Genomic DNA, 16163 nt, shown 5'->3' with positions numbered 1-16163 from the left:
TACCAACTGAGCTAGTGTCGCAAATGGAGGCGCGTCCCGGAGTCGAACCGAGGTCCACGGATTTGCAATCCGCTGCATAGCCACTCTGCCAACGCGCCTTCAATACCTACGAGGTGTTCCCCGCTGCGGTATGGGGTGCATTCTACGGATTGAGCTAATCGAGTCAACAAGAAATTTAGTGAAACACCACCAAGCGGTCACTTTACCACCACCCTGTCATGAGTCGTTTATAATTCCATCAAACAAGAGCGCTGTTATTGCATAAATCAACGCAGGAACCTATGACAACTCCACCATTGAAAACTCCCCTTTGCAAGCTATACCGTCATCCTTGAATGCTTGTATATTTCAGGTTTATCTTAGAAAATAGTGAGCTTTGTCACACTTAAAATTTCAATAGACCATGACTACCCTTTTCCGAGTCGGATTAATCGCCATCGCTGCCATCCTATTAACAGCATGCAGCCCCAAGGAGCATCAACCGATGACGACAGGGATCAGCTTTGTCACCCAAGCACCCGATTACCTCCTGCAAAACCCCAGCGGCATTCCATCACTAAAATATGCCCCGAAGAGAACAGCAAACTGGTTAAACCATCAATACCGTGTGGCATCACGAAAGGCTGCCGACAAAAATGCGGCTTATATTGCGTTCTATTCAGATCAGCAACATGACAAGCCGATCCTCAGCCCTGCTTTCTCATATGTCACGGCCATCATTTCTGAACACTCTAGAAATACAACCCCAGAGGTACGGGTTCAGGGTGAGCAAGCGATTCTTGCCAGCAATATCGACTTCGGCATAACTCAATCAGGTAACGACGTATTTGCCTATAACCCGAACAAAGCCCGAGCAGATGTGTTTGAACAACAGGAAGACAGTGAGTCCATTGCTTACTTATCCCTCATCAAGCAGACGCACTCTGAGGATGATGCTCCCCTCGCCCACGATTTGGCGGTACTTGCCCACTCTGTTGACAGGCTGGCAACCCAAGGCAGAAACAAAATTGTTTTACTCAGCCAATATGATGCTCAATACAACTCACACATTACCGGGCAAATTAAGGGATTAGATGTGATTATTAGTGCAGGGGAAGTTAGCAATGTCGATATCCAGCATAGTACTTGCCTGGCGACATTCGAGCATACCGGGGTGAGCTGGCAGACGCTATACGTTTCTTTTGACTCTGATGGGAATATTCTGCGGTGTCGGTTTTAATAAAAAGCTGCCCATTAAATGGCTAAATGGGCGGCTTCATCAGGTACTTGGTGTTTATATCTTCTTAAGATACTGACCACTGCGACAATGAGCGTTTGAAGTCTTCGTAGCCGAACTCGTTCAGCATTTGGATCTCGCCATTGCCACGTTCGCAATAGATTGATGGCATCTTCAAGCCGTTGAACCAGTTCAGTTTCACCATGGTGTATCCGGCGCTATCCATAATGTGAAGTTTCTGTCCGATCTCCAACGGCTGGTCGAAGTTTGCGACACAGAATTGATCACCAGCCAAGCAAGAACATGAACCAATCACATATTCGTGTTCACCGTTATCTGATGCTTCCAGCACAGAGGCAGGCTCATCATAGATAAGCGTATCTAGGCGGTGGGCTTCTGTCGCTGAATCGACAATGGCGGTTTTCTTAACGTTTTCGACGATATCCACCACAGTGACAACAAGGTCTGTGGTTTTGGTGATGATCGCTTCGCCCGGCTCAAGGTAGAGCTGAACGCCATGTTTTTCTGAGAAAGCTTTCAGGGCTTGCGCCAGTTTCTCGATGTCATAACCCGGCCATGTGAAGAATACGCCGCCGCCAAGGCTGACCCAGTCTAGCTTGTCCAGATGGCTGCCGAATTGCTCAGAAATAGCATCAAGCAAACCGATGAACGCATCAACATCTTTGTTCTCACAGTTCATGTGGAACATTACGCCATCAAGGTTTTCGAATACTTCCGGCTTGATGTGATCAGCCTGTACGCCCAAACGGGAGAATTGGCGCGCTGGGTTTGCCAGATCTTGGCCTGCGTAGCTGACACCGGGGTTCAGGCGAAGGCCTAGCGATGCCTTACCTTCTACGATATGGCGATGAGCAGCAAGTTGACTTTGCGAGTTGAAGATTAACTTGTCGCAAATGTCTGCCACTTCACGTACGTCATCTTCGCTGTAACCGACGCTGTAAGCATGGGTTTCGCCGCCGAAGGTTTCGTAGCCCAGCTTCACTTCGAACGGGCCGCTGCTGGTTGTGCCGTCAAGGTATGGTTTGATGATGTCGAACACACCCCAAGTCGAGAAGCACTTCAGGGCCAACACTAGTTTTACACCTGAAAGCTCTTTAAGCAGCTTGGCTTTTTCCAAGTTGGCAATCAACTTGTCTTCATTGATCATGAAATAAGGTGTTTTCAATTCTTCTTTCTTAAATGTCATTTCTTCACATTCTCAAGCTATGTCTGCAAGGGATGTTGAATTCAATATTTCCCTATTTTGTAACTCACTGCGTTCAAACAGGACAAAACAGGCAAATATCGAATCTCAACCGTCCATCATTACGATTTACAGAACAACCTAATCAAGAGTCTTCACCAAGAAGGGAGCAGTAACTGCTCCCTTCTGATAATACCCAGTAAATTAAGCAGTTAACTTTAACCGCCTATTTTCGGGTTTTGATAACAAATCGTCGGAATTTGAGACAACACTAGGTCACCTCTGATTCACGAAAAATAAGGTTATAAGCGCCGATGTTTCTCTTCAGGGCTAGAAGGAAGCACGGAGTTTATACGCATAAATGAGTACTTCCGACACCGCCATGGAGAGAAACAGCCAGCTCAGGGCCTTATTTCAGGATTTTGATGTCAGGCTGGCCAACTTCCAGCTCCTGAACATGCCAGTCAAGGCCGATTTCAGGCATGGTTTCTAGGAACGGATCTGGGTCTAGCTGTTCCATGTTGAACACGCCTTTGTCTGCCCACTTGCCACGGAAGTACTGCAGTGCGGCTGTGATCGCTGGTACACCTGTGGTGTAAGAGATAGCTTGGTGCTCAACGTCTTCGTAAGCAACTTCGTGGTCGGCGTTGTTGTAGATGAACACGCTACGCTCTTTGCCGTCTTTCTTACCCTGCACCCAAGTACCGATACAGGTTTTACCTGTGTAGCCCGGAGCTAGAGACGTTGGGTCAGGAAGTAGTGCTTTTAGTACGTGTAGCGGCTGAACCACAGTGCCATCGTGCAGTGTTAGCGGATCTGGGCTTAGTAGGCCGATATCACGCATGCAGTTGAAGTAGTTCAGGTACTTGTCACCGAAGCCCATCCAAAATTCGATACGTTTGGCCGGGATGAATTCTTGCATTGAACGAACTTCATCGTGTGCCATCGAGTAAACTTTGTGCGAGCCCACTAGCGGGAAGTCGAACTCAAGCATACGTGAGTGACACGGTACTTGTTTCCACTCTTCGTTTTCCCAGTAGAAAGAATCACCCTGGATTTCCAGCATGTTGGTTTCTGGGTCGAAGTTGGTTGCGAACTTCTTACCGTGGTCACCGGCATTAACGTCCATCACGTCAATGGTGTCGATTTCGTCAAACAGGTGCTTCACTGCGTATGCAGCAAATACAGAAACTACGCCCGGATCGAAGCCCGCGCCTAAGATACCTGTGATGCCAGCTTCTTCGAACTTCTCGCGGTAGCCCCACTGCCAGTCGTACGCTTGTGGTACCTGCTGGCCTTCAGAGCATAGGTCTACTGCCACAGAGGTATCTAGGTAAGAAACTTTCGCTTGGTAACAGGCTTCCATGATGGTCATGTTCACCCATGGAGGACCAGCGTTGATCACAAGATCAGGCTGAACTTCTTTGATTAGTGCCACTAGTGCATCAACGTCGTCGGCATTGACCGCACGTGCTTCTAGTTTCTTGGATGGGTCTTTCAAGTTGTTCTTTTTCTTGATTGACTCAATGATTTTCTCACACTTTCCGATTGTGCGAGAAGCAATCGTGATATCACCAAGAACTTCGTTATTCTGAGCTGCTTTATGTGCAACTACCCAGCCAACACCACCAGCACCAATCTGTAGAATTGCCATTTCTATTTATTCCATAACTTAATGAGTGAGTGTTCGGCACAGCGTTTAAGCCCGCTGTGCCGTACCAATTGATTAACCTAGTTTGCGCTCAGCTTGAGCAGCAACCTGGTTGATTTCTGTTAGTAATGATTCAAAGTCAGACAGAGTCAGACATGGGTTCAAAATCGTGAACTTGAGGGCGACTTTGCCATCGACCACGGTTTCACCCAGTACCGCCTTGCCTTCAACAAGTGCGTCAATGCGTAGTTGTTTGTTAATTCCATCTAGTGCCGACTCTTCGTTGTTGCCGATGTAACGGAACAACACTGTCGATAGAGCCGGATCTGCCAGCAGTTCAAACTCTGCCGACTGGTTAATCATGTCTGCGACCTGCTGTGTCTGGTTCAGTAGGTGATCGTACATCGCACCTAGTGACTGAGGGCCAACACACTGCATTGTCATCAACACTTTTAAAGCGTCGAAACGTTTGGTGGTCGCGATTGACTTGTCTACCAAGTTTGGCAGCAAATCATCTTCACGGTTCAGGTAATCTGCATGGTGAAGCAGGTACTTGAAGTTTTCTTTATCTTTAATAAGCACTGCACCACAGCTGATTGGCTGGTAGAACAGTTTATGGAAGTCGACACTCACGGAATCGGCCTTCTCGATGCCGTGCAAACGGGTCTTGTGGCGGCTCAAAATCAAAGCACCACCGTAAGCGCCGTCGACGTGCAACCATAGGTTGTGCTGCTGGGCAACATCTGCCATACCGGTCAGATCGTCAATTGCGCCATGGTCAGTCGTACCTGCCGTACCTACCATTGCAAATGGCAGCAAACCGTCGTTCTTCAGGGTTTCAATGGTATTAACCAGAGAAGCTAGCTTGATCGTACCGTCAGGGTTGGTATCCACTGTTACCACAGCATTTTCACCCAGCCCCATCAGAGAAGCTGATTTCTGCACTGTGAAGTGTGATTTCTTCGAGCAAAGAATACGCATTTTGCCTGCGTAATCCGGTAGACCTTGCTTCTGGATATTGTGACCAGAAATAGTATCTGCCGCCCAATCGCGTGCCAGCAACAAACCCATTAGGTTTGATTGCGTACCGCCACTGGTAAATACACCGTCGGCTTGACTGCCCAACTGGTAAAGCTCACATAGCCAGTCCACCACTTTCTGCTCAACAAAGGTTGCCGCGCTTGCCTGATCCCAAGAGTCCATCGACTGGTTAAGGGCAGCAATGAAAGCTTCTGCAGCCACTGCCGGAAGCAATGGCGGTGTGTGCAGATGCGCAATACAGTGCGGGTGCTGGACCATGATAGAGTTCTTGGCAATCAGCTCACCGGTTTGCTCGATCACCAAGTCCAAAGGCATTTGCTGGTTATCCAGATCAATGTTGTTGATCATGGTTTTTAGCTGCTGGGGATCCATACCTGAGTATGGTGTCTTGGTATTTTCGAATACGTTTTTCAGCACTTGCGTAGTCTGGTTCAAGGCCGCTTCGAAAGTATCCGCACCACCTTTACCGGTATGGATGAAGTGGTTGCGCCAATCCGCAGCTTCTGCAATCACAGGCTCTTTAACTTTCGCTGGGCCTGCAGTCGCAATGATGGCCTTGCTCAGGGCATCAATGGCGAAATCAAGCTGCTCGTAAGAGATGATCAGCGGCGGTAGGAAACGCAGTACTGAACCCTGGCGACCACCTTTTTCGATGATCAGACCGCGCTCAAGTGCTGCACGCTGAATCGCAATCGTCAGTTCTGGATCTGCTTCCGGCTCGCCGAATTTGTTCTTCGAACCATCAGGCTTACAGATTTCAACACCCAGCATCAAACCTTTACCACGTACTTCAGCAATACAATCTGTGTACTGAGCAATGCGCTCTAAACCTTCGCGTAGGTATTGGCCTGCTTTGTGAGCATGTTCAACGAGGTTGTCACGACGGATAATCTCAAGCGCTTTCGCACCGGTTGCCATTGCCAACTGGTTACCACGGAAGGTACCCGTGTGCTCACCTGGCTTCCAAGTATCAATTGACTTATCAAAGATAAGTACAGACATCGGCAAGCCGCCACCAACGGCTTTTGACAAACATAGGATATCAGGCGTTATACCTGACTCTTCAAAGGCAAAGTTAGAGCCGGTCTTACCGATACCACACTGGATCTCATCAAAGATCAGCAGGATGCCGTGCTCTTGTGTAATACGGCGTAGTTCACGTAGCCAGAATGCAGGGGCTGGGATCACACCACCTTCGCCCTGTACTGGCTCAACAATGATAGCCGCAGGCTTTTGCACACCGCTCTCATCGTCATTAAGCATGCGCTCGATGTAACGCAGCGTCTGCTTGGCACCCTCATCACCGTGAATGCCAAACGGGCAGCGTAGGCTGTATGGGAAAGGTAGGAAATGAACATCGGCCATCAGGCCTTGGCGGCGCGCCTTGGTACCAAGGTTACCCATCATCGCCATGGTGCCGTTCGTCATACCGTGGTAAGCGCCGTGGAAAGCCGCCATGGTGTTACGGCCAGTCGTTTGCTTAGCCAGTTTGATCGCCGCTTCTACGGCATCGGCACCCGAAGGACCACAGAACTGGATGCGTGCATTTTTCGCAAACTCATCTGGGAGGAAGTTCATCAGCTCTTTGATGAACTTGTCTTTCACCGGCGTAGTAATATCCAATGTCTGGTATGGCAGGCCAGCTTGCAACTGATCAACAATTGCCTGGTTAATTTCAGGGTGGTTGTAACCCATTGCCAATGTACCGGCACCAGCAAGGCAGTCCAGAAACAGTTGGCCGCGGCTGTCTTCGACTAGCGCACCAGAAGCCTTGGCAATAGCCAGAGGCAGACGACGTGGATACGATCGCACTTCGGATTCATAATGCTCTTGACTAAGCAGCAACTCGTCAGGTGTTAGGTCATAAACACCATTGACAACAGGTACATTCGACGCGAGTTTTAGCTCGTCAAGGTCAAACACATTACTCATGTTCTTTTCCATTTGAAACACTGTACCCCTTGTCCTTTCCCCATTGATAACAATGTCAAAGATGATTTTTGTTCAACACAACAAACACCCCGCGAAAGACGGAGTGGATTTAGCGAGAACTGGGAAGGTATCAAGGTTCGGCACAGTTGCATCTTGCCATCTTGCATAGATGCATTGACTATAAACAACCGATTGCTTGCGCGCTCGGCGTGACCGAAAACAAACTGATTAGCCAGACAAACGTTTGCCTAGACGCCACACGTCAACAACGACAGCATGCGATCAGAAAGTTAAAAACCAGTGAATGTGATCAGGAAGATCAAGGCTCAGTAATTATACTGCAGTTGGGTAAGACAAAGCTGATTAGAGTTTTAAGCGTAATAGTATTCACAGTTGGGTTCCTTCAATATGCGCCTGAGTTCTTCTTACAGGTCTGCATTATCAATGCCCTTCTACTAACCCTAATCAGGTTAGTACCTACGGCGTACCAAGGGGCAATCAGCCCGAATACCGCTTGATACAGTGTGCCCCAGAATGTCCATCTGAGATTGCGCTGAAAATAACACACCAGATATGTGTATACCAGAAATATTTAATCGAATTATGTGTCAAAATCTAACTTCGAGATCGTTGACCAATAAATTAACAAAAACAGAACAAACTCCCTAATTATTTAGCAAAAACCAGCACAACATGAAGCAGCTCACCAAATTCTCCAGTTTCATATGCTACTGTTTTAGCAGAATATTGCTGTTACTAAGGAATGCCTATGAGACACATTGTTCGATTCTCCCCTTCCTCAGGAACCCAACCCTGAGTTCAGGCTGCTGCTAACGGTCTGTTCAGCACTTTGTATTCTACTGCCAAACACCACCAACTCCTTTCTATTCCCGATCCTGGCCCCAGCTGATTTCTCATTTAGCTCTCCAATCCCGTTTTAAATAACAAGGAATGATTATGGAAATCTTAATGGGTGTCGCCGCCCTACTCGGCGCGCTGTGTCTTTTTTCATTGTTCAGCTTCAAAGCCCCCAACGGAAGCGCGGCTATGAGTGGACTTGCCGATGCGGCGATTGCGACTTTTTTGGTGGAAGCCATCCATAAATATGTCATGGGTAACCTACTGGGTATTAGCTACCTCGCTGACTTTGGCAACATGGTCGGCGGGATGGGCGGTATCGCTGCGGCGACACTGGTTATGCTGCGAATGGGCGTACAACCTGTGTATGCCATCGTAACCGGGCTGGCAATGGCCAACCTCGGTATTCTGGAAGGCTTTATTGTCGGCTATCTGTTTTCCTTTGCTGCCCCGCTGTTCAAGAAATACCTGCCCGAAGGGGTGGATGTGATTTTAGGTGTGCTGACCCTTGCCCCACTTGCCCGGTTAGTCGGTATATTTATCAGTCCGGGACTCGAAGTGTTAATGGGCACCTTAGCCAGTATGATCACTGAAGCCACATTACTGTCGCCTATCGCTATGGGCTTCTTGCTTGGTGGCCTGATCAAAATGGTATGTACCTCGCCATTGAGTTCAATGGCATTGACCGCCATGCTGGGATTGACCGGATTACCTATGGGTATCGCGGCGATTGCCTGTGTCGGAGGTTCATTCACCAATGGCTATATTTTCCACTCGCTCAAGCTTGGCAAATCCAGTAACACGATCAGTGTTATGTTGGAGCCATTGACCCAAGCCCATATAGTGACAAGAAACCCAGTACCTATCTTTATGTCTAATTTTATAGGAGGGGCTTTGGCTGGGGTTATTGCCGCTTATTTCGGTATCATTAATGACGCTCCAGGTAGTGCCGCACCGATACCGGGCCTACTCGCCTCGATCGCTTTCAACGAACCGCATACCCTGCTCATGGCTACTGTTGCCGCAGCCATTGCTGGTTTGGCAGGAGGCATTATCGGTAACCGTATTTACAACAAGTTGCTGGCTGAACGTATACCTCTGCAGCACTTTGCTAACGGCTAATATGAAAAACCCGCTAGCCAAGGTTGTTGGCTAGCGGGTCCATTATTAGCGGGGGATATGATTAAGCCGCTACACTCTGCTGGCCTAATGTACGCAGATCGTCCATCGTTTCGGCGTAGCTTTTCTCTTTGCCGAACAGGCCTGCGGTGCCCAGAACAAAGTACTCTACCTTGTCTTGAAGCTTTTCAATCACTTCAGGGCTAATTGCACCATCAATGGCAATTTTTGTATTTACACCCTGCTCTTCAATCATCGAAATAATACGCTCGATACGGCTATAGGCGTTTGGAATAAATGCTTGACCCGCGAAACCAGGATTTACCGACATCACCAATACCACATCGGTTACATCCAATACGTCTTCAATCGTGCTAAGTGGTGTGCCCGGGTTAATCGCCAAACCCGACTGGATCCCTTTAGCCTGGATGTTACCTAAGGTACGGTGGAGGTGTGGTGGCGCTTCAGCGTGAACATACATCAACTTAGGGCCTAGCGAAGCAAACAGGTCGATAAACTGATCCGGATTTGAAAGCATTAGGTGGACATCATAATCAATATCACTTAGTTCGCGGATCGCTTTGATATCTTCAGGGCCCAACGCAAAGTTTGGCACAAAGTGGCCGTCCATCACGTCGATATGCAGCATATCAACGTTGGCTTTTTCTAGCTCTTTCAGCTCTTGAGCCAATTTAGAAAAATCCACACACATCATAGAAGGACAAAACTTAGCCATGGTACTTCTCCTCAATCGCAGCGATTTGGTTAATGCGGTTCTGGTGGCGTCCACCTTCAAATTCAGCATTCAGCCAGTTATCAATGATCATCTTCGCAAGCTCAATACCAATCACCCGTGAACCAAATGCCAAGATATTGGTGTTGTTATGTTCTTTAGAAAGCTGTGCGGTGTAAGGGTCGCTACATACCACTGCACGAATGCCCGGCACCTTGTTCGCCGACAGTGAAATACCAACACCCGTACCACAAATCAAAATACCCAGATCAGCTTGCTTACCCACAACGGCTTCTGCCACTGCCAAACCATATTGCGGGTAATCCGTTCGTTCAGTGGTAAATGCGCCAAAGTCTTCAACTTCAATGCCTTTACTCTCTAAATGGCTGATTACTAGATCTTTATGCTCAATGCCTACGTGGTCACAACCGATAGCGATTTTCATTTTTGCTCTCACTGAATAACTAAACCTGACCTTAGTTTACAAAATAATTCACGATTGTAAACATAGCAAATTTTACAGAATAGCATTTATGAGATTAAACTATTGAATTTAAACAATATAAAAGTTCACAAATTAATTTACTAACATAAAAAGTTCACGAAATTGTTTTTTCTGTGACTTAGATCGATGTTAAAGCGGCTTTTGGCTGATAATTTAATAGGGAGTTAACCAATGACTGTGAAGGGTAGACAAGATGTCATATTCAATGATTGCCGAAGAGATTGTCGGCTCCCTCGGCGGGGCAGATAATATTGTTTCAGTAGCGCACTGCGCCACACGTTTACGTGTAATGGTGGCAGATGAAAACAAGATAGATAAAAAGCGCATTGAAGATACTGAGAAGGTAAAAGGGGCCTTCTTCAACAGCGGCCAATACCAAATTATTTTCGGTACCGGTACCGTCAACCGTGTATTTGAAGCGATTGAAGGTTTGAAATTAACAGTAGCGAATAAAGACCAACAACGAAAAGCTGCTGAAAAACAGGGGACGGCTTTCCAACGTGCTATCCGTACCTTTGGTGATGTATTCGTTCCAATTATTCCTGCACTTGTGGCAACAGGCCTGTTCATGGGTCTGCGCGGCTTGCTGATGCAAGAAGAAATTCTGGGGCTATTTGGCCTTACGCCAGAAACTATCCCGCAAAATTTTGTGCTTTATACCCAGATCCTAACGGATACTGCGTTTATCTTCCTGCCAGCACTTATTGCCTGGTCAGCAGCGAGGGTATTCGGGGGGACGCCACTGATTGGCTTGGTACTGGGTATGATGCTGGTCTCCCCTGCTCTGCCTAATGCCTGGTTGGTTGCCTCCGGGGAGCTAGACCCGCTAATGTTCTTTGGTTTTATCCCTGTGCTTGGCTACCAAGGTTCAGTCATTCCGGCATTTATTGCAGGTATGGTCGGGGCAAAACTCGAGCGCCGGATCCGCAATATCGTACCGGAAGCACTGGACTTGGTGGTTACTCCTTTCCTAACCCTGCTGATCATGATCACCGCGTCGCTGTTTGTTATCGGTCCAATCTTCCACTGGCTGGAACTGGTTATCCTGTCTGCGACACAATTCATGCTTGATCTACCTCTGGGCCTGAGCGGTATTTTGATTGGTGGCTTCCAGCAGATTGTTGTTATGACCGGTGTCCACCACATCTTCAACCTGCTTGAAATCCAGTTGCTGACAAACACTGGTGCCAATGAATTCAACGCCATCATTACCGCAGCCATTGCCGCGCAGGGTGCAGCTTGTTTGGCCGTCGGCCTGAAAACCCAAGACAAGAAGCTCAAAGCGCTGGCTATGCCTTCTTCGCTTTCAGCATTCCTAGGTATTACCGAACCGGCGCTATACGGTGTAAACCTTCGCTTCTTTAAACCCTTCATCATGGGATTGATTGGTGGTGCTGTAGGTGGTTTCTTCGCTGTCATGTTCGGCCTCAAGGCAACCGGTATGGCAATCACGGTTATTCCGGGTGCCCTGCTTTACCTCAATGGCCAAATGCTTGGTTACCTAGCCGTCAATGCTATCGCTATCGCAACCGCATTCTCCCTGACTTGGATGTTCGGTTATTCAGACAAGATGCTTGATAAATAAAATTGTTAAAAGCCCCCTAACTGGGGGCTTTGGAGATCCAATGAAAACAACATCCGCTAACGCCGATCAGCGATACATCAATGACGTACTTGCCATCGCCATGAACCAGTCATCACAGTCAATCAATGACCCGTTCCGCCCGGCTTGGCACTTCGCCCCGCAGTTTGGTTTACTCAACGATCCTAACGGTCTTGCCCATTTCAACGGTGAGTACCACCTTTTCTACCAGTGGAACCCTAAAGCCTGCCAGCATGGAGCCAAAGCCTGGGGTCATGCAACCAGTAAAGATTTAATCAACTGGTCCCATCAACCGTTAGCCCTCGCGCCAACCGAGGAATATGAAACTCATGGTTGTTATTCAGGCTCTGGCCTAGTAGTCGACGGTAAGCTAGAGCTTTTCTATACCGGTAATGTGAAGTTTGAACAAGGTGGAAGGACCGCATACCAATGCCGGGCCACTCTCGAGGCCGGCAAACAGGTTGAAAAGCAAGGGATCGTGCTGCCCCTGCCCGAAGGCTACAGCGGCCATGTTCGGGATCCTAAAGTCTGGCAATACCAAGATGCCTTTTACATGGTGCTCGGTGCTGAAGATCTTAACTACCGTGGCAAAGTCATCGCCTACCGCTCTGATGATCTCAACAACTGGGAGATGATCGGGGAGATCTTTGGTGATGGCGTTGGCAACCAACAATCCGATGATTTCATGCTCGAATGCCCCGACTTGTTACCACTTGATGATAAATATGTCCTGATCACCTGTCCGAAAAACTGGGTTGAAAAAGGCGGCAAAAAAGTTGAAACCTTTGATGTGACTTACCATATCGGTAACTTCGACCACCAGACAGCAAGCTTCGAGCACAGCAATGGTGTATTGATGGATCATGGCTTTGACTTCTATGCCCCGCAAACTTTCGAAGATGAATCTGGCCGCCGTATTCTGTTTGGCTGGATGGGCAAACCCGACGAGTTTGAGCCCTACCAACCCACTATCGAGCTAGGTTGGATCCACCAGATGACCTGTGCCCGGGAGCTGACCATTCGTGATAATACCCTTGTACAAAAACCGGTTAAGGAACTAGAGGCCCTTCGCCATGATCAGTTGCAATTTACTGGGCTTAACCAGCAGTTCTCCGGCCTATCTGCCGAACTCATCCTTGAACAACTAGAGGGGGCCAACATCAGGCTGGATATTGCTGATGATATCTATATCGAATCCACCCCTAATGGGCTGCTCACCTCGCGCAAAAACCTTAAAACAGCCGAATGGGAATCCATCACCTGGCAGGGAACGGTGAATTCACTTCACCTGCTTCGTGATCACTCTTCAATTGAAGTATTTATCAATGGCGGTGTTGCAGTATCGACATCCCGCTTCTTCGGCCTCGGGCTGGGTGAAGAGATGAATATTGGCTTTGAGCTCTCAAGCAACAAAGAGATAGCAGCCACCCATTGGCAATTGTCAGCCTAATCCAAGGGGGCTACGTCCAGTAGCCTCCATGACTAATCGAGGGTCACTATGTATAATGATGCGATTGCTTCAAAAGGAATGATACTGTCTGTGGATCTTAACCAAGTAATTCCCAATATTCGCATGCGCCTTCCCTCGCTCACTCGTACCGAGCAGTCGATCGCGGAAAACTTTTTAAAGCCGCACTTTTTACAAAAGTCTACGTCCATAAAAGAAGTCGCCGAGCGCCTGGGGGTATCTACTGCCTTAATCGTGAAAGTATCGAAAAAGCTTGGCTTCAGTGGCTTCAAGCAATTGAAAGATGCTCTCAATGCCCAGCACCAGTCAGATACCTTCTTAGCTAGTGAGCAGTTGGAGCCGGATGATTCTTGCGAGCAGATCATCACCAAGGTGCTGCAGAACTCTATCAACGCCCTGACCGAGATCCTCAACTTCGTTGATGCAAAGATGGTAAGTGCAGCGGCTGATGCCATCGTCAATGCCAAGAACATCGAGCTTTATGCCGCTGGCGGTTCGACCATTATCTGTGAAGACTTCCAGCACAAGCTGTTGCGTTTCGGCATGCGCGCGTCAGTTCCTCGCGATAGGCACCTGATGCTAATGTCTGCCAGTGTGCTGAGTAGCAATGATGTTGTATTGGTTGTCTCTCACTCGGGCCAAACCGTTGACCTGATGGATGCAGTCCGTTTAGCTAAGCAGTCTGGAGCCAAGATCATCTCCATCACCAACAACTACCACGCCGAGCTTTCCCAGCTTTCTGATTATCCGCTGTATGCCCCAGCCTCTCCCGAACCCCTACTTGGCAAAAACGGCACGGCTCGTTTAGTCAAATTGGCAATGATTGATAGCTTGTACGCCACTATCGCTGGAAAAATCCCAGAGCAAGTAGAGGATAACCTCGAAAAAACGACCAAGGCTGTCGCTCTCCTGCACCGATAGGCTATACAGTTGCAGTATTTTCTAACCCCACCATTGATGTGGGGTTTGTTTTCTCTTCCTAAAATGTTCAATTAGGCGTGCAGTAAATATCACTTCATGTGGGTAATTGATGACATTGAGTTACTCCCGCTACAATTCTAATAATTCACCGTGGATTTGTTTTATTTTTAATATACAAATTACCGTAACAAAATATAATTTACGCACACAATTATAAATACTACATTCAATTACTGCGGAATTATTTTAATTTGTCAGCATCCGCAATCAGCAGGGACTATTACAATGCTAGCTTATGATTACTACTGTGAAGTAATCGCATTTAATATCAAGCAACTCCGGGAGATCAAAGGATTAACTCAGTCAGATATGGCCAATGTATCGGGGTATCGAGGAAGACAATTCTAGATATCGAATCCAACAGAACTTCTTTGAAAGTGAAGACGTTACTCAAGATTGCCGATTGCCTAGGTTGTAACGTTGGTGAGCTTTTGCATGAACCCAGCCAACCTCTTCTCTCAGGAGATAAGATAGTAAATATGCTATCAGAAGGTGGGATTGCACTCATTGACACCAAGAGAAAGGCGTAGAATAGCTTAGGATAAGCAGCCAGGATGAGGTTAGGACATACGTCTTAATCGCTTATCTTGGCTATCACAGGGTGATGCTATTTGGAGTTATTGACAACCATCAAGCCATTATTTTCAAAAATCTCAATAATTCGATTGCCCATAGCCGAATCATTGTCTTTTTTTGAGATTCCCAGCACATCGGTAATTTCGCACTTTAGACAATTACAAATCCGATAAAGCGTCGACAGCTTAATATCTGATTTGTTTGACTCTATGTCTATATAGGTCCTTCTCGAAACATTAATACAATTAGCGACCTGAATTTGTGTTTTGCCACGAAACTCACGAAGGGTTTTAATTCTGTGGGCTAGAAACTCAGGTTCATAGTTATTAAGTTGCATCTATCCTTACCGATTTATCTTCAATACTTTCAAACGCTCCGAGTGAAAGTAACTAATTGCCACCATATGGTGCAGAATGATTTAAACGTACAAAACATTCTCAATGTGAAGGAATTATACTTTCATTCGAAATACATGTAAATTATTCAACCAATGTCACATTATCAACAGTAATCGTACCACGCCTTTCAGTATAACCATGACAATCAAACTCTTGCTAGCACAAAAGCACTTTTTCTTATCCAAACAATTCTTTACATCATTTTTATTGATACTAGTGTGTATTATGCCATAATGTGCCCATCTTGATGATTTAAGCCTTATCAAGAGTTCTACATTCTTTTACCGTCGTACCCTTTTTGTACGACGGCTTTTTCTTTCCCGCTGTCTTCACTGCACGTTACTCATCCTTCCCCTCCTTTGTTCGCATCAAATACTTGTTCCAGTCCAAAACTAATTGGTTCTCATCGTTATTATTGCTGTGTAGAAATTATGAGCGTTAAGGCTTGGATAGAACAAAAGTAGGATGAGGGTATTTGGAGTGCTCCATAGTGTGCACAAACGGCGGCGGCAGATTACATGCGGAGTAGCAGGAGGAAGGAAGGCTGTTGGTTAGCAATGATGCTAGTAAGAGTATACAAAAAAGCCCACAAGCTAAGCTTGTGGGCTCTAATGAGATGGTGCCCCGGGCCGGACTTGAACCGGCACAACGCGAACGTCGAGGGATTTTAAATCCCTTGTGTCTACCAATTCCACCACCAGGGCACGCAATTCTTTGCGATGCCGTTTAGTACAGTAAACACCATCTTTTCTTACCGCTTTTTGCCGTAAGTTTTAAACTGGAGCGACACACGAGGTTCGAACTCGTGACCTCAACCTTGGCAAGGTTGCGCTCTACCAACTGAGCTAGTGTCGCAAATGGAGGCGCGTCCCGGAGTC

Annotated in this window: 12 protein-coding genes and 3 tRNA genes; 6 read left to right on the top strand and 9 right to left on the bottom strand. The window is 47.2% G+C overall.

Annotated elements, in window-relative coordinates; genetic code table 11:
- Nucleotides 1-24 precede the first annotated feature (24 nt).
- Nucleotides 25-98: transfer RNA gene (locus BIZ37_RS25245), tRNA-Cys, on the bottom strand.
- Between the two features lie 386 nt (nt 99-484).
- Here BIZ37_RS25245 and BIZ37_RS25240 point away from each other — a divergent pair.
- Nucleotides 485-1219, top strand: a complete 735-nt coding sequence (locus BIZ37_RS25240; protein WP_187463860.1) for a hypothetical protein — start codon at nt 485-487, stop codon at nt 1217-1219.
- Between the two features lie 64 nt (nt 1220-1283).
- Here the strand turns inward: BIZ37_RS25240 and nspC are convergent, their stop codons facing one another.
- From nspC to BIZ37_RS25225, 3 genes are all read right to left on the bottom strand, one after another.
- Nucleotides 1284-2423: a carboxynorspermidine decarboxylase gene (nspC, locus tag BIZ37_RS25235; protein WP_187463859.1), complete on the bottom strand. Its 1140-nt coding sequence runs from the start codon at nt 2421-2423 to the stop codon at nt 1284-1286.
- Nucleotides 2424-2829: 406 nt separating this feature from the next.
- Nucleotides 2830-4074 carry a carboxynorspermidine synthase gene (locus tag BIZ37_RS25230; RefSeq protein WP_107297578.1) on the bottom strand — a complete coding sequence of 415 codons (1245 nt, stop codon included), beginning with the start codon at nt 4072-4074 and terminating at the stop codon, nt 2830-2832.
- A gap of 72 nt (nt 4075-4146) precedes the next feature.
- Nucleotides 4147-7044 (bottom strand): pyridoxal phosphate-dependent class III aminotransferase, encoded by a 2898-nt coding sequence (locus BIZ37_RS25225; protein WP_187463858.1) that lies wholly within the window; start codon nt 7042-7044, stop codon nt 4147-4149.
- A 957-nt stretch (nt 7045-8001) separates the two neighbouring features.
- Here BIZ37_RS25225 and BIZ37_RS25220 point away from each other — a divergent pair.
- Complete coding sequence (locus BIZ37_RS25220) at nt 8002-9024, top strand: PTS sugar transporter subunit IIC (RefSeq protein ID WP_187463857.1); 1023 nt, start codon at nt 8002-8004, stop codon at nt 9022-9024.
- A 61-nt stretch (nt 9025-9085) separates the two neighbouring features.
- Here the strand turns inward: BIZ37_RS25220 and rpe are convergent, their stop codons facing one another.
- Both rpe and rpiB read right to left on the bottom strand, forming a co-directional pair.
- Complete coding sequence (rpe, locus tag BIZ37_RS25215) at nt 9086-9757, bottom strand: ribulose-phosphate 3-epimerase (protein ID WP_039468557.1); 672 nt, start codon at nt 9755-9757, stop codon at nt 9086-9088.
- Complete coding sequence (gene rpiB / locus BIZ37_RS25210) at nt 9750-10199, bottom strand: ribose 5-phosphate isomerase B (protein WP_107297574.1); 450 nt, start codon at nt 10197-10199, stop codon at nt 9750-9752. Before rpiB ends, rpe begins: the two co-directional genes overlap by 8 nt.
- A gap of 253 nt (nt 10200-10452) precedes the next feature.
- Here rpiB and BIZ37_RS25205 point away from each other — a divergent pair, with 253 nt between their 5' ends.
- The 4 genes from BIZ37_RS25205 to BIZ37_RS30705 all read left to right on the top strand — a co-directional run bounded on the left by BIZ37_RS25205 (nt 10453) and on the right by BIZ37_RS30705 (nt 14841).
- Nucleotides 10453-11844: a sucrose-specific PTS transporter subunit IIBC gene (locus BIZ37_RS25205; protein WP_187463856.1), complete on the top strand. Its 1392-nt coding sequence runs from the start codon at nt 10453-10455 to the stop codon at nt 11842-11844.
- A gap of 40 nt (nt 11845-11884) precedes the next feature.
- Nucleotides 11885-13312 carry a sucrose-6-phosphate hydrolase gene (locus tag BIZ37_RS25200; RefSeq protein ID WP_187463855.1) on the top strand — a complete coding sequence of 476 codons (1428 nt, stop codon included), beginning with the start codon at nt 11885-11887 and terminating at the stop codon, nt 13310-13312.
- A 90-nt stretch (nt 13313-13402) separates the two neighbouring features.
- Nucleotides 13403-14251 (top strand): SIS domain-containing protein, encoded by an 849-nt coding sequence (locus BIZ37_RS25195; protein ID WP_370577717.1) that lies wholly within the window; start codon nt 13403-13405, stop codon nt 14249-14251.
- A gap of 353 nt (nt 14252-14604) precedes the next feature.
- Complete coding sequence (locus BIZ37_RS30705) at nt 14605-14841, top strand: helix-turn-helix transcriptional regulator (protein ID WP_187463861.1); 237 nt, start codon at nt 14605-14607, stop codon at nt 14839-14841.
- Nucleotides 14842-14918: 77 nt separating this feature from the next.
- On the opposite strand, the gene BIZ37_RS30700 is transcribed toward BIZ37_RS30705, so the two are convergent.
- The 3 genes from BIZ37_RS30700 to BIZ37_RS25175 all read right to left on the bottom strand — a co-directional run bounded on the left by BIZ37_RS30700 (nt 14919) and on the right by BIZ37_RS25175 (nt 16140).
- Nucleotides 14919-15224: a helix-turn-helix transcriptional regulator gene (locus tag BIZ37_RS30700; protein WP_187463853.1), complete on the bottom strand. Its 306-nt coding sequence runs from the start codon at nt 15222-15224 to the stop codon at nt 14919-14921.
- Nucleotides 15225-15902: 678 nt separating this feature from the next.
- Nucleotides 15903-15989, bottom strand: a tRNA-Leu gene (locus tag BIZ37_RS25180).
- A 75-nt stretch (nt 15990-16064) separates the two neighbouring features.
- A tRNA-Gly gene (locus BIZ37_RS25175) sits at nt 16065-16140 on the bottom strand.
- Nucleotides 16141-16163: the final 23 nt, after the last annotated feature.

Source organism: Photobacterium sp. BZF1, assembly GCF_014349205.1.
Taxonomy (GTDB): Bacteria; Pseudomonadota; Gammaproteobacteria; order Enterobacterales; family Vibrionaceae; genus Photobacterium.
The sequence above is the reverse complement of the archived record's forward strand: the minus strand, read 5'-3'. Positions and strand labels throughout refer to the sequence as shown.